The organism is Acinetobacter lwoffii, assembly GCF_024129355.1.
GTDB classification, from domain to species: Bacteria; Pseudomonadota; Gammaproteobacteria; order Pseudomonadales; family Moraxellaceae; genus Acinetobacter; species Acinetobacter lwoffii_I.
This window is the reverse complement of sequence record NZ_JAMXXP010000016.1, coordinates 29283-54500: the sequence shown is the minus strand read 5'-3', so window position 1 is coordinate 54500 and position 25218 is coordinate 29283. Positions and strand designations below refer to the sequence as shown.

The following is a 25218-nucleotide window of genomic DNA, read 5'->3' as shown; positions in this document are numbered from 1 at the left end:
GCTTTTTTCTTTGTCATGATTTGAAACAATAAGGTACAAATAAAAACTGTTTTGGGACAGCTAAAGTCATAATAATGGATCGAAGACGGTTATTTTTTATCCATTTATGATGATCAATCTTCAGCCTCGTTCAATTTTGCCCTTTGGTCTGCTTTGCAGCCCTGATATGGCACCCTCTATTCAACACAGGAAAGTGATTGAATACGCTTTGTCGATAACACATAAAATTATAAAAACCACTTCAGCTTTAACCTTCTTTGCCTCGCATCCTGCTGATAAAGATCCGGTCAGACCGACTGATTCATCAACTACTGGCACATCCCGACTCTTCACTCATGATCATTTGAGTCATCACTCTGAGTCTGCAGGTCCAAGGGTTGGAAAGCGTTCTATTTTAGCACCTTCCCTTTCTCCGGATTTTGCACACTTGGCTGTTTAAGGAGTAGACCCATGACTACGATTCAGTACCAAGAAAGTTTTTCCCACGGTTATACCCCCTCAGAAATTATGGACGATCGTTCATTTGACTTGATCCACTTTGCAGAAGCCTGTGGACAAAGCCCGGAATGGGTCATGCAGTTAATTGAACATGGAATTTTACCAAATCGTTCTACAACCCCGACCAGCACTTTCCTCGGTGAAGATATCTCGCGTGCACAACGCGCCTATCGCCTGCAACGCGATTTTGATGCCTCATTTAGCGCCGTTGCCATGATGCTGGACCTCATTGATGAAGTGCAGGAGTTACGCCGCGAGGTCAAACATTTGCACTTCAAGTAAATCCTTTTCATGTTCTGTCGATCTGCATTTTCCAGTGCAGATCAGAACATATTTATATTTAATTTTATGATTAGAGTATAAGAATCCCTATGAAAACCAAAGATTGCAATAAGAAAATCAAATACATGTTTCCCGAATACCGCGACTTGATTGTGCAACTTCGCGAGGAAAATCCCTATTTTGCCAAGTTATTCGAGGAACATAACGAGTTGGACAAAGAAATCAGCCAGCTTGAACTTGATCCAGTCAATCATATCAACAATGATATTGAGGCGATCAAGCGTAAAAAACTGAAATTAAAAGATGAAATTTATCGTTTGTTAAAAAGCTCTGAAGCGGACCCCTTGACCTGAGATCAACTGGACACCACATTCAGACCAATACTGACGCATAAAAAAAGCCCTAAGCCAGCCAAAGTAAACACTTTGACCAAGCTCAGGGCTTTTTTATTGTTATTCACACGAGTTTTCCCATGTGAATACTTTTAAGAATTAAACTTGTTCGATGTCTTTCATCGTTAATTTAATACGGCCACGGTTATCAACATCCGCAACCTGTACTTTTACTTCCTGACCTTCTTTCAATACATCTGCCACGTTCGCAATGCGTTCGTTTGAGATTTGAGAGATGTGAAGTAAGCCATCAGTACCTGGCAGGATATTTACGAACGCACCGAATTCAACAATACGAATCACTTTACCTGTATAAATTGTACCTGGCTCGATTTCAGCCGTAAGTGCCTGAATCTTGGCAACTGCAGCTTGCGCAGCCGCTTTAGTTTCACCAAATACGCGAACTGTACCGTTATCTTCGATATCAATCGCCGCTTTAGTTTCTTCAGTAATTGCACGAATGGTCGCGCCGCCTTTACCGATCACATCACGGATTTTATCCGGGTTGATGTTGATCACCTGGAATGTCGGTGCGTGCATCGAAATTTCAGGACGCGCACGTGAAATCACCTGGTTCATCTCATTCAAGATGTGCATACGACCCGCATAAGCCTGGTTCAATGCAGATTCCATGATCTCTTCAGTGATGCCTTCGATCTTTATGTCCATTTGTAGCGCAGTAATACCGTTTGCAGAACCCGCTACTTTAAAGTCCATGTCGCCCAAGTGATCTTCATCACCCAAGATGTCAGAAAGAACTGCGAAACGCTCGCCTTCTTTCACTAGACCCATCGCAATACCTGCAACTGGCGCTTTCAGTGGAACACCAGCATCCATCAATGATAATGAAGCACCACATACAGACGCCATTGAAGACGAACCGTTTGATTCAGTGATGTCAGAAACGATACGGATCACGTACGGGAAGCGATCAGCCGCAGGAAGAACTGCTTGAACACCACGACGTGCCAAACGACCGTGACCAATCTCACGACGCTTAGGACCAGATTCACGACCTGTTTCACCTACAGAGTATGCAGGGAAGTTGTAGTGCAACATGAAGTTGTCAGTTTTTGTACCTGCAAGGGTATCAACCATCAACGCATCACGTGTATTACCCAAAGTCGTTGTGACCAAGGCCTGAGTTTCACCACGTGTGAACAATGCTGAACCGTGTGCACGATCCAATACGCCTACTTGTACGTCGATTGCACGAACAGTTTTGGTATCACGACCATCGATACGTGGCTTACCAGACAGGATGTTGTCACGTACAGTACGGTATTTAAGGTCTTCGAATAGCTCATTTACTTCTTCTGCAATCCCCGTTTCGTCATTTTCAGGAACGAACTGTGCCACTGCTTCTGCATAAAGCGCGTCAAGTGCCGCATAACGGTCTTGCTTAACTGCAATCGTGTAAGCTTCAGAGATTTTCGCTTCGAATGCTTCTTTCAATTTACCAAGAAGTTCTTCGTTTTTAACTGGAGCAACCCAAGTTGACTCAACCGCGCCTGCAGCTGCAGCAAATTCTTTGATCGCCTGGATCGCAATTTGCATTTCGTCATGACCGAACAATACAGCGCCCAGCATTTGGTCTTCTGAAAGCTCTTTCGCTTCAGATTCAACCATCAGTACTGCAGATTCCGTACCTGCAACAACAAGATCAAGATCAGACTCTTTAAGTTGTTCAAGGTTTGGGTTCAGGATGTATTCACCGTTGATTAAACCAACGCGCGCGCCACCAATCGGACCACGGAAAGGTGTACCAGCGATAGACAATGCAGCTGAAGTACCTAACATTGCAGCAATGTCAGCATCCATGGTTTTGTCAGAAGAAATCACAGTGGCTGTTACTTGAATTTCGTTGAAGTAACCTTCTGGGAACAACGGACGAATTGGACGATCGATTAAACGAGAGATTAAAGTTTCAGCTTCAGACTGACGGCCTTCACGCTTGCCATAACCACCCGGGATACGACCAGCAGCATATTGCTTTTCTTGATAGTTTACAGTCAATGGGAAGAAGTCTTGACCTGCTTTTGCTTTAGGTTGTGCCACAACAGCAACAAGTACTTGTACGCCGCCCATGGTGATCACAACAGTGTTTGCCTGACGGGCAACACGACCTGTTTCCAGGATAACGTTGTGCTGACCGAATTGGAATTCTTTACGAATAATATTAAACATTGACATGTTTTATTTTTTCCTAGTTCTTGTGAACAATTATTCTAGTGGAGACCCCTAAGGTTTGGCATTCATGACCATATGGACGAGTAAATGACAAAGCTTAGAAGCCGACCTCACCAGATTAAATACTATTTTTAAACACAAAGAAGGAGCGAAACATTCGCCCCTTCCACTGGCTCAGCGCAAAGCTAAGCCGACTTTAGTTTTCAGTAATACAGCACAAAGCATGCAATACACCCGAAAATAAAGTTTAAATCGAATTAACGACGTAAACCTAAAGCACCGATCAATGCTACATAACGACCGTGGTCTTTACCGTTAAGGTAGTCAAGTAGTTTACGACGTTGGTTAACCATACGGATTAGACCGCGACGGCTATGGTGGTCGTGTTTGTGCTCTTTGAAGTGACCTTGTAAGTCATTGATTTGAGCAGTTAAAAGAGCTACTTGAACTTCTGGTGAACCAGTGTCGTTTTCAGCGCGAGCGAATTTAGCCATGATCTCTGCGCGATCTGCGTTAGTTAAAGCCATTCGATTTCTCCGAGATGCTTATATATTTTGATAAAAATCAAAGTGATGAGAATTCAAAACCTTGACTGCCGTGCATCACTACAGCAAGTTGCATATTTTAAGGGAAAACGCATCAAATTGCAAAAATAGATCCAGATTTTTGCATGGTTTTGGTTGCTCATTGATACAGCTCAGATCCGATGACTCTTGTTCCTTAAAGATTCAGGTTTTGCATTATTTTAATGAAATAAATCCAGAATAAATTAAATATAGAAACTCCTTTGAAAAGCCCGCAAACCCTTTAGCTCGCTTGAATCTTCAGCTACTCCCCATAGAAAATGGATAAAAAAAAGCCCGAGTAAACTCGGGCTTTTTGGCGCTGTAGTTCTTTCTCTTATCATTATTATTTATTGTATTATTATGGCGTTTTACGCTTATTATTATTTTCAAACATCCTGTTGAAAAATCATCTTCCTTGTGTGGTAGATTTTGCCATATTCCCACCAGACAACTAGAGGTATTTGCCTCATTTTGCTGTAAGCCATTTCGTACATCACAGGGTGAAAATTTGCATAATGTTACATAGCTCTCGTTTTATTTAACGCTATTTACTTAAGTTTACTGGCTAGGGCTGAAAATTTTTGCTAAGAAATTAGGATAAAAATCCAGCAAGCTTCCTATAAAAAAATCAGGATATAAAAAAGCCTTGTAGTCTCTCCCAAAACTACAAGGCTTAGCGGCTGTAAGTTTCCTCTTTCACTTACTTCACTGTAAGTTCGCTGTCTACCGACATTATTATTATCATTATGCGATTATGCTCAACTTTCCGTGTTGAGTTATTTTGTAGAACCAATCTTCTCAAAAACCGAGCAAAAGCTCTATGCGTCAATTTCCTGAATCCTTGTAAGCTTTTACCTACAAGATTTGATTATTTTTGCCAATTAAATTACTAGATTGTTCAATGATTTTTTGGCTCAAACCACTTTTCCGGGTAGTTTTAACACAAAGTGCTTGTGTAAAAGCATTATAATCTACCAATAAACTGACCACTTTTTTGGCTCGAGTAATTGCAGTATAAATCAACTCTTTGCTCAATAAATTTTTTGCATATTGATCCAGCACCACTGCCGTATGGGAAAATTCTGAACCTTGAGATTTATGAATGGTCAGCGCAAAAGCGGTTTCAATACTTTTAGGTAAACGGGTGGCTAATACCCATTTTTCCAGACTCGGGAAATACACTTCAAACTGACGTTGACCAGATTGCTCACGTAAAAAACAGATACCAATATCACCATTGGACAGGCCCAACTGATAGTCGTTATAGCTCATCATGACGGGTCGTCCGACATACCAGTCGCCCTGTTTCAACTGACCTTGGGCTGCTAAAAAACGTTGTTCAATCTGTAGATTGATCTTGAGCAACCCCAGATTACCAGAACGGATTGCCGTTAAAATACGGTAATCATCAAAAGTTTTGACCACCTGTTGCACATAGTGTTCAAAATCAGCTGAGTTTCGTTCTGTTTTTATGGCCTGTACATAAGCCTGATAACCATACATCAGCTGGTCATAATACTGATTCAAATTATGCGCGGTCTGTTCGGCACCAGCGAGCAGGTATTGTAACTGCAACTGGTCGATCTTCACCTGATCCAAATCGATCGCCTGTAACTCACTGGCTGCCACAATCTGCTGCTCAAATTTCTGCAAGACGTGAGAAGGCTGATGATTCTGCTGGATAAACTCCGCCATTGCGCCAATCCTGGCTCCAGGCGCAAAACGTCGCGTGGTGATTAAATTGACTCGATTATCCTCCAGAGTCACTACTTGCTGTAAATCTGCCAGTACCGTTCCGACATCCACAGAGGCGAGCTGGTCTGCATCACCGAGTAAAATCAGCCGTGCATGAGATGGTACGGCGGCCAGCAACATCTGTGACAGATTCAAATCCAGCATCGAGGCTTCGTCGACCACAATCACATCATACGGCAAAGGTTGTTTGGCATGAAAGCGTGGCTGTCCGCGAGTACCCAGACCTAGTAAGCGATGCAGGGTCACCGGTTGTAACTGTTTTAATGGTTCTAGCTCAAACTGTTGTAGAGCTTCACTATGCAAGGCTTTTTGCAGCGCTTCTTTCATTCGCTGTGCAGCCTTTCCCGTAGGCGCTGCCATGGCAATCCGGATATTTGGCATTGCCTCATGCAGGACCGCAATCATATGTGCCAGCGTATAGGTTTTACCAGTCCCCGGACCGCCGGTAATAATGCTTAAGGCTTGCTGCGCCACCATATGCAGGGCTTTTTGCTGCTGTGGATCTGACAATAGGCTGCGATCACGTTCAGATAAATCAATGGCGGCCACCGGTTGGGCTTTAATCCGAGCAATATGTGCAGCTACCGCCTGCTCTAGCTGCCAGTAGCGGTACAGATATAAATGCTGATCTGCAAAAATAAATGGTGCAATTCCTGCACTCTGCTGACGGCGGTCTAGAACCAGATTATGTAATAAGGCAACCTGCTGAGGCTCAACCTCGATACAGCTATCCCCTGCCTGTATCGCCTCAAGCAGTTGCTGAATCAAGAATTTTGCTGCCGGATCAAATGTAGCCGTACTAAACGGCGGCTGACACAAATAGTCAATCCAGGCCATTAAATTGGAGTCTTGCTGCGACACGTGATTCTGCTCATTTTCCACACAGTTATCCTCAAAGTTATCCACAGGATAATTTTCTGTTTAATCTCTATATATATTATAAAACTGCAAAATCATGCTGATTTTTTCTGCTCAAAATAGCCCAGTATTTGATCCAGTTTTTCTATGAATTCCAGGCTCGGTTGCCAATGATAAGCCCCTTGCTGGACCTGTCCATTCATCCCGCGCAAATACAAATAGGTTGCGCCGCCCAGATGCTGTGTGATCGAATAACCCTGCATATTGGCACTCAGATAACGATGCAGCGCCACCAGATACAAAGCGGCCTGCAACCAGTAACTGGACTGGCTCATATTCTGCTGAATCGCCTCAGCACTATAGTGCTGCTGATCAGGGCCGAGGAAGTTACTTTTATAATCGGCAATATGGTAGCGCTGGCCATCGAAATACACCAGATCGATGGAACCGGTCAGATATCGCGCCGATTTGGCCTCATTAAAATCGCTCATGACTATGTCATGTCCGAGAAAAAGCTGATGGATTTGCCGAATCTGCAAAGGGGCATCGGTCAAGGACAGATAAAAAGGGAATTCTGAAAGATACTGTTTAGCCTCCAGCTGCGCCAAGGCAAAATCTGCCTGAATCGGAGTGGCCAGAATGTCATGTACCCAGTCATGCATCAGGTTCAGCAAAATATCTTCTGTAATCTCGTCCAACAAGCCACCAAAAGCAGTCTGGAAAATACTGTCCACATTCAGCGATTCAGTGCTTGCAGAGCGTGTGAGCTGGGCCACTTCCTGTTCAAAAAACTGGATAAAGGAGTCATTCTCCAGCCCATCGAAATACACCTGAAACTGACCTAAAAATTCTAGCAGACCCGAACGATCGAGCTGTTGTGCCGAGTGAAACAGCTGCTGCCATTGCTGGCGATAAGCTTTGCTTTGGTCATGCAGGCGAATTCCGGTCAATAACTTATAGTTCAGGCTGGACAATACGCGCTGCATACTATGACGCAATTCCTCGGCTTTGAAATCTGCCTGAGCTGTGGCCTGAAACAGGGTTCGCAGATTCACCACAGCGGCCTGATAATGCAGGGAAAAAGCCTGTTCTAGTACACTACGTATATGAAAAGCCTGTTCAAATTTTTCTTTCAGTTCCTGCCAGATTTGCGGTGCGGTATTTTTAAAACGGCGCCGGATTTCCAGATTCCAGTAACTGCTGTCCTGAAAATCAATATGTTCAAAAATGCTGTGCAAGAATGTTCCGGCTACAGTGCCTTTAGGAAAATTCAGCCTAATCCAGTCTAGGGGCACAGCTGCTGGCTGTTCTTCCAGACCGGTAAAATGAATTTCATCGGCAGCACTGTCGGGCTGTTCATAAGCCGTGACCAGATCGTCCTGCAAGATATGTCCATGTAGCTGATGCTGTGACAAAGCCGTAAAACTGGTTTTGGTTCGCGGATAAAACTGCCGCTCTGGCAAAGGTTGCGCCCGCATGTCGACCTGATGATGGTTCGACTGCTCGACCAGGCGCGGTGGCTCCTGAGACAGAGGCGGCTCGACCAGACTTAAAGCATGTTGAAACAGTTGATCTCCCTGACCATGCCAGAAGGCCAGCCCCGAATCGGACTGTGCGTTTTGATCCTGCAGCATGGCATATACTCGGTGACTGGCACGGGTCAGCGCCACATACCAGAGCCGGTGGTTTTCGGCAGCATTACGCGCTGCATTTTGCAGAATCGCCTGCTCATGCAAATTCTTGTGATTGACTGCAATCACCCGGGATTGTTCCAGGATGTTGTCCTGTTCAGGCGCAGACAGGGAAAAATTCAGATTGCCTTTATTCACATCAAAAGCAGCATCTGTTCCCAATAAAAACACCACTTTAAATTCCAGCCCTTTGGAGGCATGAATGGTCATCAGCTGCACCCCATGATCCCCAGACAGCTTGCGTTCTTTTTCGCTGTCCTTGCCTGAAGGTGACTGAAGCTGGCGCAAATACCAGTGATAGAGTTTTTGCGCCCCCTGATAATATTCACTCTGCTGGCTCAGCATCTCGGTCAGATGGCGCAGATTGACCACCACCCGCTCATTGTCCAGACTTTGACTGGCCACCAGATTGGTCCAGACCTGAAACAGGTTCAGTGCATAATTCCAGGCGGTCAAAAAGCCTTTCTCAAACCACATTTCCCGAATTATATCCAGATCCGCAATATAGCGACTGAGGCCTTCACTCTGGCTTTGCAAATCAATCAGTTTTTTCAGATTGAAGCCCAGCAGACGGGTTAGTAAAGCCCGCTTGACCTTGGCCTCATTGAAAGGATCCATAATCGCCGTCAATACGGCTGCGACATCCTGAGCGATTGGACTGGCGAACACGCTCTGTTTGGATTCTTTATAGCAGGGAATGCTCATACGCTGCAGGCGTTGCTTCACCTGTTCCAGCGCATAATGTCCAAATCCCAACACCGCAATATCATCTGCACTCAGGTTTTGCTGATGCTCCTGCTGCTGAAAGTACAATTGTTGCTGGGCGGACTGATTCAGCAACGCACGGATTTTCCAGGCCACCTGATCGGCTTCTACATCGGCTTCACCCAGCTGAATCCAGCGTAGCGGCTGTGGATTGCAGGCACCACTGTCGATTAAATCCGGATGTGGCCGGCTGCCGGCCTGAATCAGGGTGTACTGCACCTGTTCGCCAAAATCCATTTGCCGCTGGAACAGTGCATCAACCACTTCTACGAGCGGTTTGACTGAACGATGGTTCTGCATCAGGGTATATTCATGACCCTGCTTGTGGCGTACGTCAGCGTGTGCCTTGTTATAAGTCAGCATGTCGCCGCCGCGGAAACCGTAAATTGCCTGTTTCGGATCACCGACCATAATCATGCAACCGGACTGCACCCGGTTGGCATCACGCCAGATCTTGGCCAGCAGATCATCCTGATCCTGATTGGTGTCCTGAAATTCATCGACCAGAATCAGCGGATAACGTGCCTGCACAAACTGGGCAAAACGCTGTCCCTGCTGGCCTTGCAATGCTTCCGCCAATGTACGGATTTGCTGGGAAAAAGTGGTTTCACCCTGCTGCTGTAAGGTTTGCGGCAAACGGGTCTGCACACTTTGAATAATATGAAATTCCAGATAGGTCGTAAGCTGTTGCAGCTGCTCATCCAGATACTGTTTGACCTCGCACAGCGCATCAATTGCCACGATCAGACTATGTTGCAAAATCAGCTGTTGCTCTGCATCCGGACAGCTTTTGTTAAAGACCTGAGTGGTCGGCTGGAAATCGGTTTTCTTGCGGCGCAAATGGCACAGATTCAGTATAATCGGCTGCAATTCAGCATCAAAGAAACTCATTGTTCCTTGAGTTTTCAGGGCTGCGCTCCAGGTCATAAAGTTTTCACAAATTTCGGTTAACTTGGTCAAAAAACTCTTGTGAAAATACTTCGGACTTTCCTGACAATAACGCCGCATGACGGCAAGATCATGCTCCTGAATATTTAATAATTGGCTGATGCAGGCTTCCAATTTGTTCAGGTCACATTCAGCCGGTTCGATCTTCCGAAAATGCTGCTTACTGAAATTCAGGGCATCTCGCACCAGCCCGGTATAATGCTCCACCGGTTTCAGCAGATTCTGAACATACAGATGATTGACCATATATTGCGGCTGTTGCTGAATCCAGTCACGCAGCACATCATGAATCAGCTGCTGGATATACAAATCCTGATCTTCGGTCAGTTCTGCACGTTCAATCTTGCCACTTTCAAAGGCAAATTCACGTAACAGTTTCTGGCTAAAGCTGTCCAGGGTGCCGACAAACAGTTCATCCAGCTGATTCAGCACCAGACGTAAACGACGACGGGCATAATCCAGACGTGTACCATAATCTTTCAGCACCTGCTGAAATAAAGGATCGGTTTCGTTCTGGATCTTTGCTGCTATCTCAACTGAATTCAGCTGCTGATGACGCTGGATATAGGCCAGGGTTTCCTCGACCCGTAGCCGTACCCGGTTTTTCAGTTCAGCGGTTGCTTTGCGAGTAAAGGTGGTCGCAATCACCTGATGTGGATAATACTGGTCCAGAAAAATCCGTACCATCAGGCTGGAGAGCGTATAGGTCTTGCCGGTTCCTGCCGAGGCTTCAATCCAGTGCAAGCCACGGAACGTCATGTCCTGGATCGGATTGGTAGAAATGGCTGTTTGCGGCTGCTGTTTTAAGACGGTCATGCGGCTACTTCACCCATTCCAGATGTTGATGAATCGGCGCATACAGGCCATGAGCAAAGTCATGACAACAGCGCTGCAAGGCCAGATCCGGGTCTTGATCCTGTAAAATAAACTGCCAGTCCTGATGCAATAGACTGGATTCATCCGAAGCCAAAGGCTTGGCACTCTCATAGCTATTGTTCCAGGCTTTCAGCAATTCCGGCATTTCTACAATCGTCATTTTGCCCTGTTCATTCTCGGTCCACTGCCACTCTTTTTTCATCAGTAATTCTGCCGGCAAGACCAGCGGCTGCTGTTGACCAATTTCCCAGGCCTTTAACCAGAGCTGCAAATACTCATGTGCCTTGCTCGAACTCAAGCCAGAAAACTTCAGGGTTTTATTACTAAAAATGACAATGCGCTCCAGTTCTGGTGAGCGTGCATCGTCATTTAAGTAAGCCAGCCACAGCAGATACTCCAGCCAGATCTGGGCGCGGCGTTTTTCCGAGGCCGAAGAGGATTGCATGCTTAACCAGTAGCTACTGTTCGGGACTTGTGGCACGTTAATATGAATGATCAGTTCAGAGCCAAACTGTAGCGATTGTTGGGTCACAGCCGTGAGTTCTTTACCGAGTTGCAGCAAACGCTCCTGTAAAAGTTGCTGTTCCTGCTGGCTGCCGAGCCAAGTGGCTTGCTGGGTTTTACCCACCGGCAAACGGTCCAGCATCAGGCTCGACCCAACCTGCTGCTCTTGTTGCAAAAGGAAATCCCGTACCTGATACTGTTCCAGCTTATTCAATAATAAAGGTTCCCGGGAACTCGGCAAATCGGCATAGCGAATCGTGGAAACCCCGACACTTTTCAGGAATAGACGTGCCGGGAAAATCATATCGCGGATCCATTCATCACCTTTGAGTACCCGGATTTCTTTTTGTTCTAGTGCCGGATAATGTGCATTGATCCAGCTGCTGCGCTTGCCTTCGGCGCTGCGGATATATTCTGCTACCGCAAACCACTGATCCTGATAACGTGGTGTCTGCATATCTGCGAATCCGGCCGGATCAAAAGGCTGCAAGGGATGTACATGATAAAGCTGCTGGATATGTTGAGCCACGGACAGACCATGCATCTCCACCATCGGATCGACTTCGGCATCCGGCTGTTCAGACTGGCAGATCAGCGCGATATGCTGAACCAGTTCCTGCAAGGCAGTGGATGGATCGCGAGCCTCACCACCCTCCAGATCAAAGCCATTATAGAACAGCCATAGATTTTCCTGTGCCAGCAGCAAGGCATCCAGAAAAGCGCCCTGCTCGTCATCCAGACGGGAACGGTCACCAAGTTGCGGCTTCAGGCTGCGCATCAGGTCAAACGGAACCTGTTGATTGCGGCTCGGAAATTTACCGCTATCCAGATTCAGCATCACCACCAGTTTATAAGGCAATGGCCGGATCTGCCCAATCTGGCTAAAAGTAATCTGTCCAGTCGGTTCGGCCTGATCCAGCTGCATCTCCAGGGTATTCTGAATTTCTTCCAGCACATAAGGCAGAGGCAGACTGAGTGCCACCAGCTCCTGACTGGCATGTGGATCATCCTGATCATGATAATCGGCCAAGGTCAGCATCCGCATTTGCTTGTCGATAATCTCGGCAACAGTTTTGAGTGATTCTACCCCGGCATCACGAAATTCATTCAGATCAGCACGCAGATATTCCAGCCAGGTTTTTACCGGCGTGCGTTGTCCAGTTTCATGCAAAGTCAGCCAGTCACGGCGCTCTACCAGATCCTGATAAATTCGGATCAGGGTGGATATCAAGGGAAAATCAGTGGTCAGAACCTTAGCATAACTCAAGGTGTCCTGAAACAGGGTATGTTCAGGAATCGCCAGACCCAACGCCAGACGGTCCAGCGCGAATTTAAAGCTAAACCGGTAATCCTCATCGCCTGCACTGAGGCTTTGCTGTAAATGCTGCTGGTCCAGTCCACGCTTGAAGCCAGCATCTGTCAGCAACTGCAACATCCGTTCTACCTGCCTATAGTCCAGACCATAACGTTGCTGGGTCGCATTCAGGCTAAGCCAGTCGGCAAAGTCCTCAATACTGAAACGGCGCCGTACCCACTGAATCCGGCCCAGTACCGCGCGCCAGGCATTGCTGACATCCAGACGTGATACCCCGGCAATCTGGATCGGTAAATACAGGTTATCTTTCTGCAAGCGTTTGCTACCAGTCTCGCGCTCACGCGGTGGCGGGGCAAAGACACTGCGAATTGCCGGTTCGAGTTCTTTCAGACTTGGCGTCAGCACCAGAATATCACTAGGCTGACGCGGCACGTCATTCGTATCTTGAGCCAGCCAGTGAATCAGCTGTTCTTTAAGGACTTCCAGCTGACGTAATGAAGAATGACAGACATGAATCTGTACCGAATCATCGTCAGGGCTTAAAGCATATTGATGCTGTTCAGGCTCGAGCAAATACAGGATATCTGACTGGATTTTGGCCAGCAGTCTGTCCTGATATTCATCGACAAAGACATCGGCCCAGAGACCCTCTTCCCCTGAAGACAGTTTAGAGAGTAGAGAAAAATGATCCCGTGCCTGCTTGCCGAATCGGGTCAGAAGCGGATGCCGCGATTCCCGGTCTTCGGCATTAAAGTTCAGCTGCTTGATCCTGAAGTCTTTAATTTCCGCATCATTTGGTTTACGTTGACGGGTCTTTTCAAAGCGCTGAATAAAGCGCTCTTCCCGCTGCAAATCAAATCTGGCTTTCCAGTCCGGATCGACACTGTCCGCCCAGTATTCCTGCGAGGGGTTAAAGTGAAAAATATAGATATCAATGTATTGCCCCAAACGGCGTAAAAAATCCAGCTGGCTCGGTGGCAGTTCCAGCAGGCTAAACACCACAATCTGTGCTGGCAGTCGTTTCAGAGCTTGGGCTCGAGTCTCTTCATTTTCCAGCCGCTCCCAATACAGGCGTTCAATCTCCAGGATTTTGGCATAGTCATCCTGAAATACATGCTGCCACAACCAGCGTTGCCAGGCTTCCAGTTCACGCGCCTGAATCTTGACAAAATCCGCCACCTGCATCTCATGACCATTTTCATCTTTGGGGCTATAGAGCATCTGCTCGATATCGAGCGCAATATCCTGTCCCCAGGCCTCGAGCCAGTTGGTCGGGCAGCTGCAACTTTGCGGTGGACAATTACGCGCGCAATAACCACGATAATCCATATAATGGCTGAACAAACGCGACACCTGCTCCGCCACCCAGTACAGCATGCTCTGTTTTTTCAGCTGTTTTTCTGTGCCCTGCTCCAGCCGGTCAGCACTATCATAAATCCGCTTCACAATAGAATACAGCGGATGATCGACGTCTAAAGGAATCTGTTCAGGCAGAATGCATTTTCGCAGCGCCTGAAACACGCGCCATTTAATGATAATGCGCGGAATATTGGCCTCACGGACCTGCTCCACCTCTTTAGGCGCATTCAATACCCACTGATAGGAAGTCCATTGAAAGGCACGAATCCGGTGATGAAACTGGGTATTGGCGCTAATGCCTTTTTTCTCGGCAATTTTCTGGGTCAGCCAAGTTTCTACTGCCGGCGAAGGCACAATAAAATGCCGGGTTTGTAACACCTCAAATGGATTCCGGGCAGTCTGGTTGACAATACGCAGCATACTATCCAAAAGCACATCAATACGTTGACTCTGAATAACATGGATGGCCATTGGTTCCCCTGAACTGCTGAATGTGGTTTTTACTACAAAACAATAAAGATTATTTACTATACATCCCGAGCGCGCTATGACACTTTAAAACCACACTTCAGTCGAAAAATTTCTTTGAAAAAAGCATCTTAAAGATGCTTGAATAGAAAAAAACAACATAGAGCTTAGGTAGTGCCCATGAAATTAGATAAAATTCCTGAACGTCTCGATCCGAGTCTAGATTTAGAACAAATCCGCGACGAATGCCTGGAACTCACCAAAAAACGCGCCTACTATTCTGCTGGTGCCGCCGTGATTCCGGTACCTTTTATGGACGTGGTCATTGATGTCGGCATCTTGTCGCAATTGATTCCCGAGATCAATGCCCGCTTCGGCTTGGCCCCTGATCAGATCAGTGTTTATGACCCGAAAACCCGTCAGATTCACTGGCAGGAGCTGCGTAAACGTGGCGTAGAATTTTCCGGCCTGGTGGTCGCACGCACGGCAGTTAAAAAATCTTTGAACAATGTTGCAGCGAAAGTGCTGATAAAGCAAGTCACAAAATTCATTCCACTAGGTGGTCAGCTGGTGGCCGCAAGTCTGGGTTATTTTGTCATGAAAAAAATTGCCGATGCTCATGTGCAAGACTGCTATCGTACTGCTAAAAGTATCCAGCAAAAACAGGTCGCCCAAGGTTAATACTATTTAAGCTGAATATTTTTAAACTTTTTAAAATCCTCTACTTCAGGTAGACTATTCTGCCTGAAGCTGTTTTAAAATAGCCTTTAACACGTCGACCCGTGCGGTATTCTTATCATCGGTCGCAATAATATGCCAGGGCGCTTCCTCGGTCGAGGTATGTTCAAACATATCGGCTGCCGCTTTCAGATAATCGTCCCAGCGTTCCCGGTTACGCCAGTCTTCTTCAGTAATTTTAAAACGCTTATGCGGTGTATCTTCACGCGCCTTAAAACGCGCTGCCTGTTCCTCTTTAGAGATTGCCAGCCAGATTTTCACAATCACCGTTTGATGCTTGACCAGGCTCTGTTCAAAACGGTTAATTTCATCATAAGCACGCTGCCATTCTACCGGACTAGAAAACCCTTCTACCCGTTCTACCAATACCCGACCATACCAGGAACGGTCAAAAATGCAGATATCATCATCAGTTTGCAGCTTGGTCCAGAAGCGCCATAAATAAGGACGGCTCAGCTCATATTTTTCTGGTGCGGCAATGGTATGAATTTCATATTCACGTGGATCCAGTTTTTTGACAATTCGCTTGATTGCGCCGCCCTTGCCGGCAGCATCCATACCTTCAAACAGCATCACCACATTACGCGAATCGGAACGCATGGCTTTGGCGACCTTCGCGGTTAATTTTTTTAGTTCCGGTTTGTAATCTTCTGGCTGGGCTTGAGTCTTGGAAGGATGTTTTAACTGCTCGGGAATCTTGGCCTGTTTCCATCTTCCCTTGGCTCTGGCAGGATGATCCGGACAATGTTTCAAGGCACTCAGGATATACTGGGCAAATTGCTGGTCGCGCTGCTGCTCATCTTCGCCATCAATAATGAACCAGTCCTCGGTAAAGCGCTGACGCAGGCGCTGCAAGGTGTCATATTCTTTGCGATTGCGCCAGTCCAGACCATGCAGTTGATGCCAGTGAGTTTCACTCGGATCCATGGCATCCAGGCGTTTTTGCAAGACTTTCCAGGACAGGTCAAACCAGACCTTGATCACGTCGACATGGTTATTTTTCAGGTCCTGTTCAAAGGCCTGCATCTCTTGCAGATATTCATCAAACTGTGCATCACTCAGCGGGCTTTCAGCTTGCATGGCACTGCCAAGCAGATCACTGTACCAGTTACCAAACAGCACCATGATCTGGCCTTCGGCAGGAATAAAACGTGCATAAGGTTGCCACAAGGTCTGCTTCGGGCCGGCTAGCTGAGGCTTATCGGCTTTCACACGCAAATAGCGCGGATCGACCCATTCACGTAACTGTTTAACCGCTTCACCCTTGCCGGCCAGTTCAATGCCATTCACCAGAATCACCAGACTTTTGGCATTTTTCTGGCCCCGGGTCTTTTTTAAATTATATTGGGCATCAATCAGCTCGACAGACAGCTGATCTTCATCCATTAACTGAAATTGTGGTTGTTCCATACGTATCTTCAACCCTGATCTTTTATTCTATTTGCAGTATAGCGAGGAGTTTCAGCGCAAAAATAGCTCTGGCAACGTTTTTCACACGATTAAATTGGCTATTTAAACAACAGATTGACATACAAATGCCCGATCTCTGTTCAATTTGTCATAGCAGGATTGTCCGGCAGCCTCTAAGATTCTTGCATCCTCCAATCATAATTGAAGCCTCATGTCCAAACTTGCCGTACTCGATGATCTGTTAGCGCATTATTATCAACTGGCTTATCACACCCGGCCTGACATTCTAAGCCGTTTAGAGGATGTGCAAGCCTGGCAGAAAGTCCGCATGCAGCGCACCCATCGCGCCCATTTTGCTGAAAAACAAAACCTGTTGATGTCCGAGTATTTCCTGAACCGTCTCTACGGCGGCGCTGACTTTGATGCGCTGGCAGAACAGATTGCCCGGCTGATGAAATATGCGCATAAAGCAGAAAAAGTTATTCCGGAAAATGCCATTAAAACCGGCACTTCAGGTGTAGAGCTGGCTATTCTGGCGGTACAGCTGGATGAACAGGTCGCGATTCAGTTATTACAGGATTATCATCCGCATGAACCGTTGACTGACGAGATGATGCGCCTGACCTATCTCAAACTGGATCAGGGTGAAGCACGCTTGAAACAGCTGGCTCTACTGGATCAGCTCGGCATGAGTCTGGATAAATACATGCGTTCATTTGTGGTCTATACGGCCTTTAAAATGTGTAAGGGCGCGGCGAATAAATATAACTTTCAGGTAATGTATGAATTTATGCAGGATGGTTTTCTGGCCATGAAGCCACTCAAATCGGCAGAAAAATTTGTACGCACGTTCACTGCTACCGAACGCCAGATTATCGATAAAGTACATTCTGGCGATCCGCTACCATTTCAGTAAATACCCGATGAGTATTTCTGCCAAGCATGAATTTTTCTGTATATTATTCATAACAATTGCATCATGATTGCTGAATAAGCCTTTAGAATCTGTCATGATGCAGACAATGCAAGATTAACCCGATTGATATGTTAGGAGTGACTCCAATGTCGAATGAAAATACAACGCCTACCCCTACCCCCGAGTCGGCACAACAGACAGACAAAGTGAGCCCATTCTTAACTGAACCCCTTCCACAAGGCACCCCGCAAGGTCAGCAACAATCTTTAGAACAACGTCTGACTGACACGCCTGTGACGGGTACTGTGCCTAAATACAATCTGCCACGCGGTGCCAATACAGGCAACGTCGGCTCAACCACGCACTTTGGCTATCAAACTGTCAACAGCGAAGAAAAAGCCCAGAAAGTCGCAGAAGTGTTCCACTCGGTGGCGAACAAATACGACATCATGAATGATCTGATGTCTTTTGGTATTCATCGCCTGTGGAAGCGTTTTGCAATCAATATGTCAGGTGTACGCCGTGGCCAGCATGTGCTGGATATCGCGGGTGGTACTGGCGACTTGGCTAAAGTCTTTAGCCGCGAAGTGGGCCCGACGGGTCATGTGGTACTGTCTGATATTAACGAATCCATGCTGAATGTCGGTCGTGACCGTCTGATTGATGCGGGCTGTACCAATGTCGATTTCGTTCTGGCCAATGCCGAAACCTTAGAACCATTTGCAGACAACAGCTTCGATCTTTTAACGATTTCTTTCGGTCTGCGTAACGTCACCGATAAAGATGCGGCACTGGCTGCGATGTACCGTGTCCTTAAGCCAGGTGGCCGTTTACTGGTTCTGGAATTCTCTAAACCAGTGTTTGAACCATTCTCTAAACTGTATGACCTGTATTCGTTCACGGCATTGCCAATCATGGGAAAAATCATTGCCAATGATGCAGAAAGCTATAAATACCTGGCTGAATCGATCCGTATGCATCCGGACCAGCGCACCCTGAAAGGCATGATGGAAAATGCCGGCTTCCAGAATTGTGACTATCACAACCTGACTGGTGGGATTGTTGCGGTTCACCGCGGTTTCAAACTTTAAGGTTCCTTGCCTATGTGGTCAATTTTGGCACTCGGTGCTGTTGAACGCGTGATTCATCATGTGATTGATCTGGATGCCATTACCCGCATCCAGTTGAATGCCCTGTCCGGCAAAATGCTGCGGGTGGTGATCGCCTCGCCGCAGCTTTCGGTTGATGTGTTTTTTGATGAAGGCAAAGTTCGTCTGGAACCAACGGCAACCGGTCATACCGAAACACCTTCGGTCTTTGAACAACGTCCATTTGACGCAAGTTCCGCAACAATCACCGAAGCGACAGCAACCTTGCAGGTCAGCAATGTGGTGGAATTACTCAAGCTGCTGCTTTCCGATGAAGTCGGCAATATTCCATTGCAAGGCGACTACAAGTTATTGCAGGAAATCCAGCGCATCATGCAACAGGCAGAATTAGATCTGGCGGCGCACTTAAGCCCCTGGGTTGGGCCGACACTGGCGCATGAAATTGGTAAATTGCAACTGCTGCCCAAGCAGCTAAAACGCACCCTGCAAAGTCAATTATTCTTTGCTGAAGATGCCTTAAAAGAAGACAGTGGTCTGTTTGCCCCACGCTGGCAAATGGATGACCTGAATCAGGACACCCGTATCCTGAATCAAAATTTAGATCGGGTTGAAGCGAAAATCCATCAGCTTCAGGCTCAAATCGATGCCTCAAACAATTCTACTCAAGACTAGGTACACAGCTTTATGATTCCGCATGTTTCACGTTTACTCGAACTTTGGCGCATCGCCGCGCACTATCGACTCGACACGTTGTTTCCTGCGGAAGAATTACCAGAAAAATCCCGGCATGTGCTATCCCTCATCCGGATGCATCCGGCCGCCTGGTCCAGTCGTGAACGTAAAAATCCACTCAAGCTGAAACTGGCTTTAGAAGAAATGGGGCCGTTGGCGATCAAGCTCGGTCAACTGCTCTCGACCCGTCGTGACCTGATTCCACCTGAAGTTTTACAGCAACTGGTCTTGCTACAAGACCGGGTCAAGCCGTTTGATAATGACGTAGCCAAGATGCGCATTCAGGAATCCCTGAAAGCTGATGTAAATACCCTATTCGCGCGTTTCGATACCCAGCCACTGGCTGCAGCTTCGATTGCTCAGGTACATACGGCTGCCTTGCATGATGGCCGTGAAGTGGTGGTTAAAGTCACCCGCCCGAATATTCGTCAGCAGATTTTGCAGGATTTTGAAATTCTGGAATGGCTCGGTCAATTTCTGGAAAAACGTCTGGAAGCAGCACGTGCCCTACATTTATCGGAAATCATTCAGGATTACCGCCAGATTATTCTGAATGAGCTGGATCTGACGCTGGAAGCAGACAATACCCGCCGTATGCGCCATCACTTTACCGGCTCGAGCATGATGTATGTGCCGGAAATTTACATGGACAGCAAAGATGTTCTGGTGGCCGAGCGTATTACCGGGGTACCAATTTCAGATATCGCGACCTTTGACCGGTTGGGCATGGATCGTGCCGATCTGGCGCGTAAAGGTCTAACCATCTTCTTTACTCAGGTCTTCCGCGATAACTTCTTCCATGCTGACATGCATCCGGGAAATGTCTTTGTAGAAACCATCAATCCAGCCAATCCGCGTTTTATTGCGCTGGACTGCGCGATTATGGGCGAGCTGTCCAAACACGACCAGATGACCGTAGCACGCATGCTACTGGCGGTCATGAACAGTGACTTTATGCAGCTGATTCAGGTGGTGCATCAGGCTGGCTGGATTCCACCGGGGACTGATCAGGATGCTTTGGCACGTGAAATGCGCCGCAGTGTGGGGCCGATGGTGTCCAAACCGATGCATGAATTGGACTTTGCCGGCATTCTGATTGAAGTGATGGATATCGCGCGTCGTTTCCATCTGGAAATTCCCCCTCAATTGATGCTACTGCTAAAAACTTTGGTGCATGTCGAAGGTTTGGGAACCGACCTATATCCTGAACTGGATATCTGGAGTCTGGCCAAACCGATCCTGACCGACTGGATCAAGGCCCAGATGAATCCGCAAAAGAACCTGAAAGAACTGGGACAAAAAATCCCGGATCTGCTTTTAGGGGCGCAGGATTTACCGACACTGATGATCGACAGCTTAAACGGTTTAAAAAACCAGTCGGCTTGGCATGCCAAACAGCTCAATGAATTACAAAGTATGCGCCTGCAAATGGAACATCAGCAAAAGCGTAGCTGGATGTTCGGCAGTGTCATGGCCATTCTGCTGGCAATTGCGATTATTTCACCATGGTTTGTGTCGGTGATTCTGATTGTGTTGGCAAGTGTGCTTGCCGTCTGGCGAATTGCGAAATAAGCGATTTACATATGCAAAAAGCCTGAATAGTCTCAGGCTTTTTTATGTCTTAAAGATGAGGATGACTTCAAAGTCACCTTAGGACATATCTTGCCATTGGGTCTTTAAACCTATCGCTTAAAATAAGCACACATTTGACTGGTATAGGTTCAACCATGGTACAGATTTTACAAAAACGTGCGCCTGCGCTGACGATTCGTGCTGGCCATCTGGCACGTGAGCTGATTCTGGAACAAGGTTTGCAACCCGAACAGGTCGATATCGTGCCCGGTGCGGCAGGCGGCCCCAAAGGCATCGGGATCCAAGGACTGGATCAGGCGATTTTTGGTGAGTTTTTTCCACGTGCACCTCAGCGTAGAACTTTGGTGGGTTCTTCGATTGGCAGCTGGCGTTTTGCTAGTATGGCTGCACATGGAGTTCAACAGGGAACCGAACGTTTGGGTGAGCTGTATACCAACCTCTATTTTCATAAAAAAATGACCCGTCAGGATGTCAGCGAAGTTTGCCGTGGCATGCTGCTGGATCTGGTACAAGGTAAAGAAAACGATCTAGTCAATCATCCAGATTATCATCTCGCAGTCATTTCAATTAAAGCCCAACACATTTTTCAGAGTGACAAGGCATTGCCGTTGCTGGCTTCTGTGGCTGGAATTCTTGGAACGACCGCAGTCGCGCGCCGGCACAGCCGTTATTTCATGCAACGTGTGATCAGCCAGCCCAATATCGGTGAACAGTTTAAAATCGCTGAAGATGGATTTACCACGCATTATCATGCACTGACCGAACAGAGTGTGTTGTCTTGGCTGATGGCTTCAGCCTCTATTCCCGGGGTAATGGCAGCGGTGAACAATATTCCGGATGCACCGCAGGGTTATTATCGCGATGGTGGCCTGATTGATTATCACATTGACCTGCCCTTTCAGAGCAAAGGTATTGTGCTGTATCCACATTTTACCGATAGCATTACCCCCGGCTGGTTTGACAAGTTATTTAAACGTACCTCAAATCCGGAAAATCAGGCACGAACTTTGCTGCTTTCTCCATCGCAGCAATATCTGCAAAGTTTGCCTTTGGGTCGTTTGCCTGACCGTAAAGACTTTAACTTAAAAGGTTTGGACCAGGCCCAACGCATTCAGCTCTGGAAGCAATGTATTGCGGAAAGTCAGCGTCTGGGCGATGAATTTCTGGAACTGGTCGAGAAGCAGAATTTTGCTGAGGTGATGCAAACCTTGTAATTGGCCGCAGCTGCCCGATTATTTGTATAATTGCTTTAATTTTGTGAACTGTTGAGATTTATGCAGAAGTTTTTAGTTGTCCTGCAATACCTGTGTCTGGCCTTTGCCATTTATCTGATTTATAGCGTCAGCATGTCGCTGTATAGCCAGGATTTTGTCCTGATGGAACTGGTCGCTGATATCGGCACGATTCTGATCTGTATCGACCTGGCGGTATTTTTATTTACCAGTAAAGGCAAGCCCGGCATTAGCATGGAAGAATATGCAAAACGACTGGAACAGCCACCGTCTAAGTTGGTCTATGTGACACGAAAATTGGGGCATCTCGGTATTTTGCTGATTATTACTAGCTGGATTGTGCCGATGATCAATTCATAACAATCCAATAAAAAACCTCCCGATTGGGAGGTTTTTTTAAATTAAAGATATCCAAAAATTATTTAGAACCTTTAATCCCTGCTTGAAGTAATAGCGCACCCAAACCACCAATTTTTTGCTCTTGTGGTTTAGCCGCTTGCGGTTTCTTGCCCTGAGGACGGTCGCCTTGCGGACGTGCTTGCTGTGGACGTTTGCCTTGAGGCTTACGTTCACCGCGTTGCTCATTGTCACGACGTGGTTGACGTGGTGCTTTCGCCGGAGCTTCAGAACCTTCAGGACGCATCGACAGATTGACACGGTTACGTTCAGCATCCACATTCAAAACACGGACTTGTACGATTTGACCCGGTTTCACCACTTTATGCGGATCAGCGACGAATTCATTGGCAAGTTCAGAAATATGTACTAAACCGTCTTGATGCACGCCCACATCGACAAATGCACCGAAGTTAGTCACGTTAGTGACTACACCTTCCAGTTGCATGCCTTCAGACAATTGCGCAACTTCAGTAATGTCATCACGGAATTTAGCAGTGCGGAATTCTGGACGCGGGTCACGGCCCGGTTTTTCCAGTTCAGCCAATACGTCTTGAATCGTCGGCAGACCAAATTTCTCGTCTGCAAATTCTTCTGCATTCACTTGGCGAATGATTTCAGTATTGCCAATGATGTCTTTTACAGTCGTTGCTTTTGCTTCAACAATTTTGCTCACCAAAGCATATGACTCAGGGTGAACTGCAGACGCATCCAGTGGTTCTGTACCATCTTGAATACGCAAGAAGCCCGCAGCCTGCTCAAAAGTACGCTCGCCTAAACGTGGTACTTTTTTCAAAGACTGACGATTGTCAAAACGACCATTTTCCTTACGGAATTCCACAATTTGCTGTGCGATCGATTTATTCAGACCCGCGATATAACCCAGAATTGCTGCTGATGCAGTATTTACATCCACACCCACTGAGTTCACACAGTCTTCAACGACCGCTTCAAGGGTTTTCGCCAGACCGGTCTGGTTCACGTCATGTTGATACTGACCCACACCAATCGATTTCGGATCGATTTTCACCAGTTCTGCTAGTGGATCTTGTAAACGGCGTGCAATCGATACCGCACCACGAATAGATACATCTAGTTCAGGCAGTTCCTGTGAAGCTAGTTCAGATGCTGAATACACCGATGCACCTGCTTCAGATACAGAAACACGCGTCATTTTCAGATCACTGTTCGCAGCCATCATTTCAGCAACTAAAGCTTCAGTTTCACGGCTTGCAGTACCATTACCAATCGCGATCAGGTCAACATTGAACTCGCGGCATAAACGCGCCAGTTCGGCCAGTGAACCTTCTTTATCGTCTTTTGGTGCAAATGGATAAATCGTGCTGTGTGCAAGAACATCACCAGACTCGTTCACTACCGCCAGTTTCACACCGGTACGGATACCCGGGTCCACGCCCAAAGTGGTACGTGCGCCTGCAGGTGCAGAAAGCAGTAAATGACGCAGGTTTTCAGCAAAGACGTTCATCGCTTCTGTTTCAGCAGCCAGACGTTTTTCAGTCAGCAATGAATGTTCGATCGTTGGACGAACTTTACCGAGCCAAAATAGTTTTGCAGTTTGCTTCAAGAAATCCTGACGCGCTTGTGGCTGAACAGTTTCAAGATTGTATTCAGTTTCAATACGCGCCAACGGGGCATCATCTTCGCCATCCACTTTCAGGCCTAAAACGTTTTCTTGACGGCCACGCAGCATCGCCAATAAACGGTGTGAAGGCACTTTATTCAAGTTTTCAGAGAAATCGAAATAATCACGGAATTTTTTACCGACTTCTTTTTTCTCATCACTGGCAACCAAACTTTTCAGCACGGCAGTTTTTGCAAATGTCGCTTTAAGTTCAGTGGTCAGCGCGATATTTTGCGCCCAGTCATCAATCAGGATGTGCTGGATCGCATCAAGCTGGCTTTCAGTATCTGGGTAATCTTCATGGCTAAAACCCGCTAAAGCTTCTGCTGGATCCACGGCTTCAGTAAAGATTTTCTCTGCAATCGGACCTAAACCGGCTTCTTTGGCCTTGAATGATTTACTGGTACGTTTTGGACGGTACGGCGCGTAAATTTCTTCTAATGCATTTTTGGTTTCGGCGGCATTCACACGCGCCAATAAATCATCAGACAATTTATCTTGTTCTTTGAGTGATTCAATCACCTTTTCACGGCGCTCATACAAATCACGTAAGTATGATAAACGCGTATCGAGTTGACGTAGTTGCGTATCGTCTAAGCCTTGCGTTACTTCTTTACGGTAACGTGCAATAAAAGGAACACTGGCACCTTCATCAATAAGCTTGATGGCAGCCTCAACTTGATTTGGACGTACGGCAAGTTCTTTTGCCAACTGCTGAACTAAGTCAGTCATCGTGTTTGATCCCACAAGGATAAGTACTAAATGGCATGATTATAAAGACCGGGTCTATAAAATCCACCATTGTTTTTATTAATTTGCCTCATCTTTATATTATGAAGTGCCACAGTTTTCAGCTTTTCCCGATCAAGTTTGTATGAACTTTGCTTTTTATCCAGCTTAAAATCGTATTTTTTGCTCATTTAGATGTATATATTTAGTATCTATGTCTTGATTTTAACTGCAATATTTGGTGCTTTAGAGCA

Annotated in this window: 17 protein-coding genes; 10 read left to right on the top strand and 7 right to left on the bottom strand. The window is 46.6% G+C overall.

All coding sequences use genetic code 11. The features are described 5' to 3' along the window. The first annotated feature begins 166 nt into the window (after positions 1 to 166). From NI468_RS09450 to NI468_RS09440, 3 genes are all read left to right on the top strand, one after another. Positions 167 to 439: a hypothetical protein gene (locus tag NI468_RS09450; RefSeq protein ID WP_253101507.1), complete on the top strand. Its 273-nt coding sequence runs from the start codon at positions 167 to 169 to the stop codon at positions 437 to 439. A gap of 11 nt (positions 440 to 450) precedes the next feature. Then, positions 451 to 780 (top strand): chaperone modulator CbpM, encoded by a 330-nt coding sequence (locus NI468_RS09445; RefSeq protein WP_004278573.1) that lies wholly within the window; start codon positions 451 to 453, stop codon positions 778 to 780. 89 nt (positions 781 to 869) lie between these two features. Then, the gene (locus tag NI468_RS09440) at positions 870 to 1133 is read left to right on the top strand and encodes an HP1242/YdcH family protein (RefSeq protein WP_004729352.1); all 264 of its coding nucleotides are present in this window, start codon (positions 870 to 872) and stop codon (positions 1131 to 1133) included. A 138-nt stretch (positions 1134 to 1271) separates the two neighbouring features. On the opposite strand, the gene pnp is transcribed toward NI468_RS09440, so the two are convergent. The 5 genes from pnp to NI468_RS09415 form a co-directional block, all read right to left on the bottom strand. After that, positions 1272 to 3359 (bottom strand): polyribonucleotide nucleotidyltransferase, encoded by a 2088-nt coding sequence (gene pnp, locus NI468_RS09435; protein ID WP_016806862.1) that lies wholly within the window; start codon positions 3357 to 3359, stop codon positions 1272 to 1274. Positions 3360 to 3619: 260 nt separating this feature from the next. Continuing rightward, a complete protein-coding gene (gene rpsO / locus NI468_RS09430) occupies positions 3620 to 3889 on the bottom strand; it encodes a 30S ribosomal protein S15 (protein WP_004278577.1) in 270 nt (89 codons plus the stop codon). Between the two features lie 894 nt (positions 3890 to 4783). Further along, the gene (recD, locus tag NI468_RS09425; RefSeq protein WP_086044188.1) at positions 4784 to 6565 is read right to left on the bottom strand and encodes an exodeoxyribonuclease V subunit alpha; all 1782 of its coding nucleotides are present in this window, start codon (positions 6563 to 6565) and stop codon (positions 4784 to 4786) included. A gap of 71 nt (positions 6566 to 6636) precedes the next feature. Then, a complete protein-coding gene (locus NI468_RS09420; RefSeq protein ID WP_086044189.1) occupies positions 6637 to 10761 on the bottom strand; it encodes a UvrD-helicase domain-containing protein in 4125 nt (1374 codons plus the stop codon). 4 nt (positions 10762 to 10765) lie between these two features. Next, entirely contained in the window at positions 10766 to 14470 is a 3705-nt protein-coding gene (locus NI468_RS09415; RefSeq protein ID WP_086044190.1) for an exodeoxyribonuclease V subunit gamma, read from the bottom strand. Positions 14471 to 14647: 177 nt separating this feature from the next. On the opposite strand from NI468_RS09415, the gene NI468_RS09410 reads away from it, so the two are divergent. Beyond that, positions 14648 to 15148, top strand: coding sequence for a hypothetical protein (locus NI468_RS09410; protein WP_253101504.1), 501 nt, complete (start codon positions 14648 to 14650; stop codon positions 15146 to 15148). A gap of 54 nt (positions 15149 to 15202) precedes the next feature. Here the strand turns inward: NI468_RS09410 and pap are convergent, their stop codons facing one another. Beyond that, positions 15203 to 16621 carry a polyphosphate:AMP phosphotransferase gene (pap, locus tag NI468_RS09405; protein ID WP_253101525.1) on the bottom strand — a complete coding sequence of 473 codons (1419 nt, stop codon included), beginning with the start codon at positions 16619 to 16621 and terminating at the stop codon, positions 15203 to 15205. Between the two features lie 205 nt (positions 16622 to 16826). Between pap and NI468_RS09400 the strand changes: the two genes are divergently transcribed. From NI468_RS09400 to NI468_RS09375, 6 genes are all read left to right on the top strand, one after another. Continuing rightward, entirely contained in the window at positions 16827 to 17531 is a 705-nt protein-coding gene (locus tag NI468_RS09400; RefSeq protein WP_004278583.1) for a DUF8198 family protein, read from the top strand. 146 nt (positions 17532 to 17677) lie between these two features. Then, on the top strand, positions 17678 to 18622 hold the full coding sequence (gene ubiE, locus NI468_RS09395; protein ID WP_253101500.1) for a bifunctional demethylmenaquinone methyltransferase/2-methoxy-6-polyprenyl-1,4-benzoquinol methylase UbiE: 945 nt from the start codon (positions 17678 to 17680) through the stop codon (positions 18620 to 18622). 12 nt (positions 18623 to 18634) lie between these two features. Beyond that, positions 18635 to 19312, top strand: coding sequence for a ubiquinone biosynthesis accessory factor UbiJ (locus tag NI468_RS09390; RefSeq protein WP_086044193.1), 678 nt, complete (start codon positions 18635 to 18637; stop codon positions 19310 to 19312). Positions 19313 to 19324: 12 nt separating this feature from the next. Continuing rightward, positions 19325 to 20944, top strand: a complete 1620-nt coding sequence (locus NI468_RS09385) for an ABC1 kinase family protein (protein WP_004729335.1) — start codon at positions 19325 to 19327, stop codon at positions 20942 to 20944. Between the two features lie 155 nt (positions 20945 to 21099). Continuing rightward, positions 21100 to 22179: a patatin-like phospholipase family protein gene (locus NI468_RS09380; RefSeq protein WP_005108057.1), complete on the top strand. Its 1080-nt coding sequence runs from the start codon at positions 21100 to 21102 to the stop codon at positions 22177 to 22179. A gap of 60 nt (positions 22180 to 22239) precedes the next feature. Then, positions 22240 to 22557: a hypothetical protein gene (locus tag NI468_RS09375; RefSeq protein WP_005245842.1), complete on the top strand. Its 318-nt coding sequence runs from the start codon at positions 22240 to 22242 to the stop codon at positions 22555 to 22557. A gap of 58 nt (positions 22558 to 22615) precedes the next feature. On the opposite strand, the gene NI468_RS09370 is transcribed toward NI468_RS09375, so the two are convergent. Beyond that, positions 22616 to 24967: a Tex family protein gene (locus tag NI468_RS09370; RefSeq protein ID WP_086044194.1), complete on the bottom strand. Its 2352-nt coding sequence runs from the start codon at positions 24965 to 24967 to the stop codon at positions 22616 to 22618. Positions 24968 to 25218 lie beyond the last annotated feature (251 nt).

What these genes read in the sequence shown, in the direction of transcription:
- NI468_RS09450 (WP_253101507.1), top strand. Translation starts at nt 167, where the DNA reads ATGGCACCCTCTATTCAACACAGGAAAGTGATTGAATACGCTTTGTCG.
- NI468_RS09445 (WP_004278573.1), top strand. Translation starts at nt 451, where the DNA reads ATGACTACGATTCAGTACCAAGAAAGTTTTTCCCACGGTTATACCCCC.
- NI468_RS09440 (WP_004729352.1), top strand. Translation starts at nt 870, where the DNA reads ATGAAAACCAAAGATTGCAATAAGAAAATCAAATACATGTTTCCCGAA.
- pnp (WP_016806862.1), bottom strand. Translation starts at nt 3,359, where the DNA reads ATGTTTAATATTATTCGTAAAGAATTCCAATTCGGTCAGCACAACGTT.
- rpsO (WP_004278577.1), bottom strand. Translation starts at nt 3,889, where the DNA reads ATGGCTTTAACTAACGCAGATCGCGCAGAGATCATGGCTAAATTCGCT.
- NI468_RS09420 (WP_086044189.1), bottom strand. Translation starts at nt 10,761, where the DNA reads ATGACCGTCTTAAAACAGCAGCCGCAAACAGCCATTTCTACCAATCCG.
- NI468_RS09415 (WP_086044190.1), bottom strand. Translation starts at nt 14,470, where the DNA reads ATGGCCATCCATGTTATTCAGAGTCAACGTATTGATGTGCTTTTGGAT.
- NI468_RS09410 (WP_253101504.1), top strand. Translation starts at nt 14,648, where the DNA reads ATGAAATTAGATAAAATTCCTGAACGTCTCGATCCGAGTCTAGATTTA.
- NI468_RS09400 (WP_004278583.1), top strand. Translation starts at nt 16,827, where the DNA reads ATGTCCAAACTTGCCGTACTCGATGATCTGTTAGCGCATTATTATCAA.
- ubiE (WP_253101500.1), top strand. Translation starts at nt 17,678, where the DNA reads ATGTCGAATGAAAATACAACGCCTACCCCTACCCCCGAGTCGGCACAA.
- NI468_RS09390 (WP_086044193.1), top strand. Translation starts at nt 18,635, where the DNA reads ATGTGGTCAATTTTGGCACTCGGTGCTGTTGAACGCGTGATTCATCAT.
- NI468_RS09385 (WP_004729335.1), top strand. Translation starts at nt 19,325, where the DNA reads ATGATTCCGCATGTTTCACGTTTACTCGAACTTTGGCGCATCGCCGCG.
- NI468_RS09380 (WP_005108057.1), top strand. Translation starts at nt 21,100, where the DNA reads ATGGTACAGATTTTACAAAAACGTGCGCCTGCGCTGACGATTCGTGCT.
- NI468_RS09375 (WP_005245842.1), top strand. Translation starts at nt 22,240, where the DNA reads ATGCAGAAGTTTTTAGTTGTCCTGCAATACCTGTGTCTGGCCTTTGCC.
- NI468_RS09370 (WP_086044194.1), bottom strand. Translation starts at nt 24,967, where the DNA reads ATGACTGACTTAGTTCAGCAGTTGGCAAAAGAACTTGCCGTACGTCCA.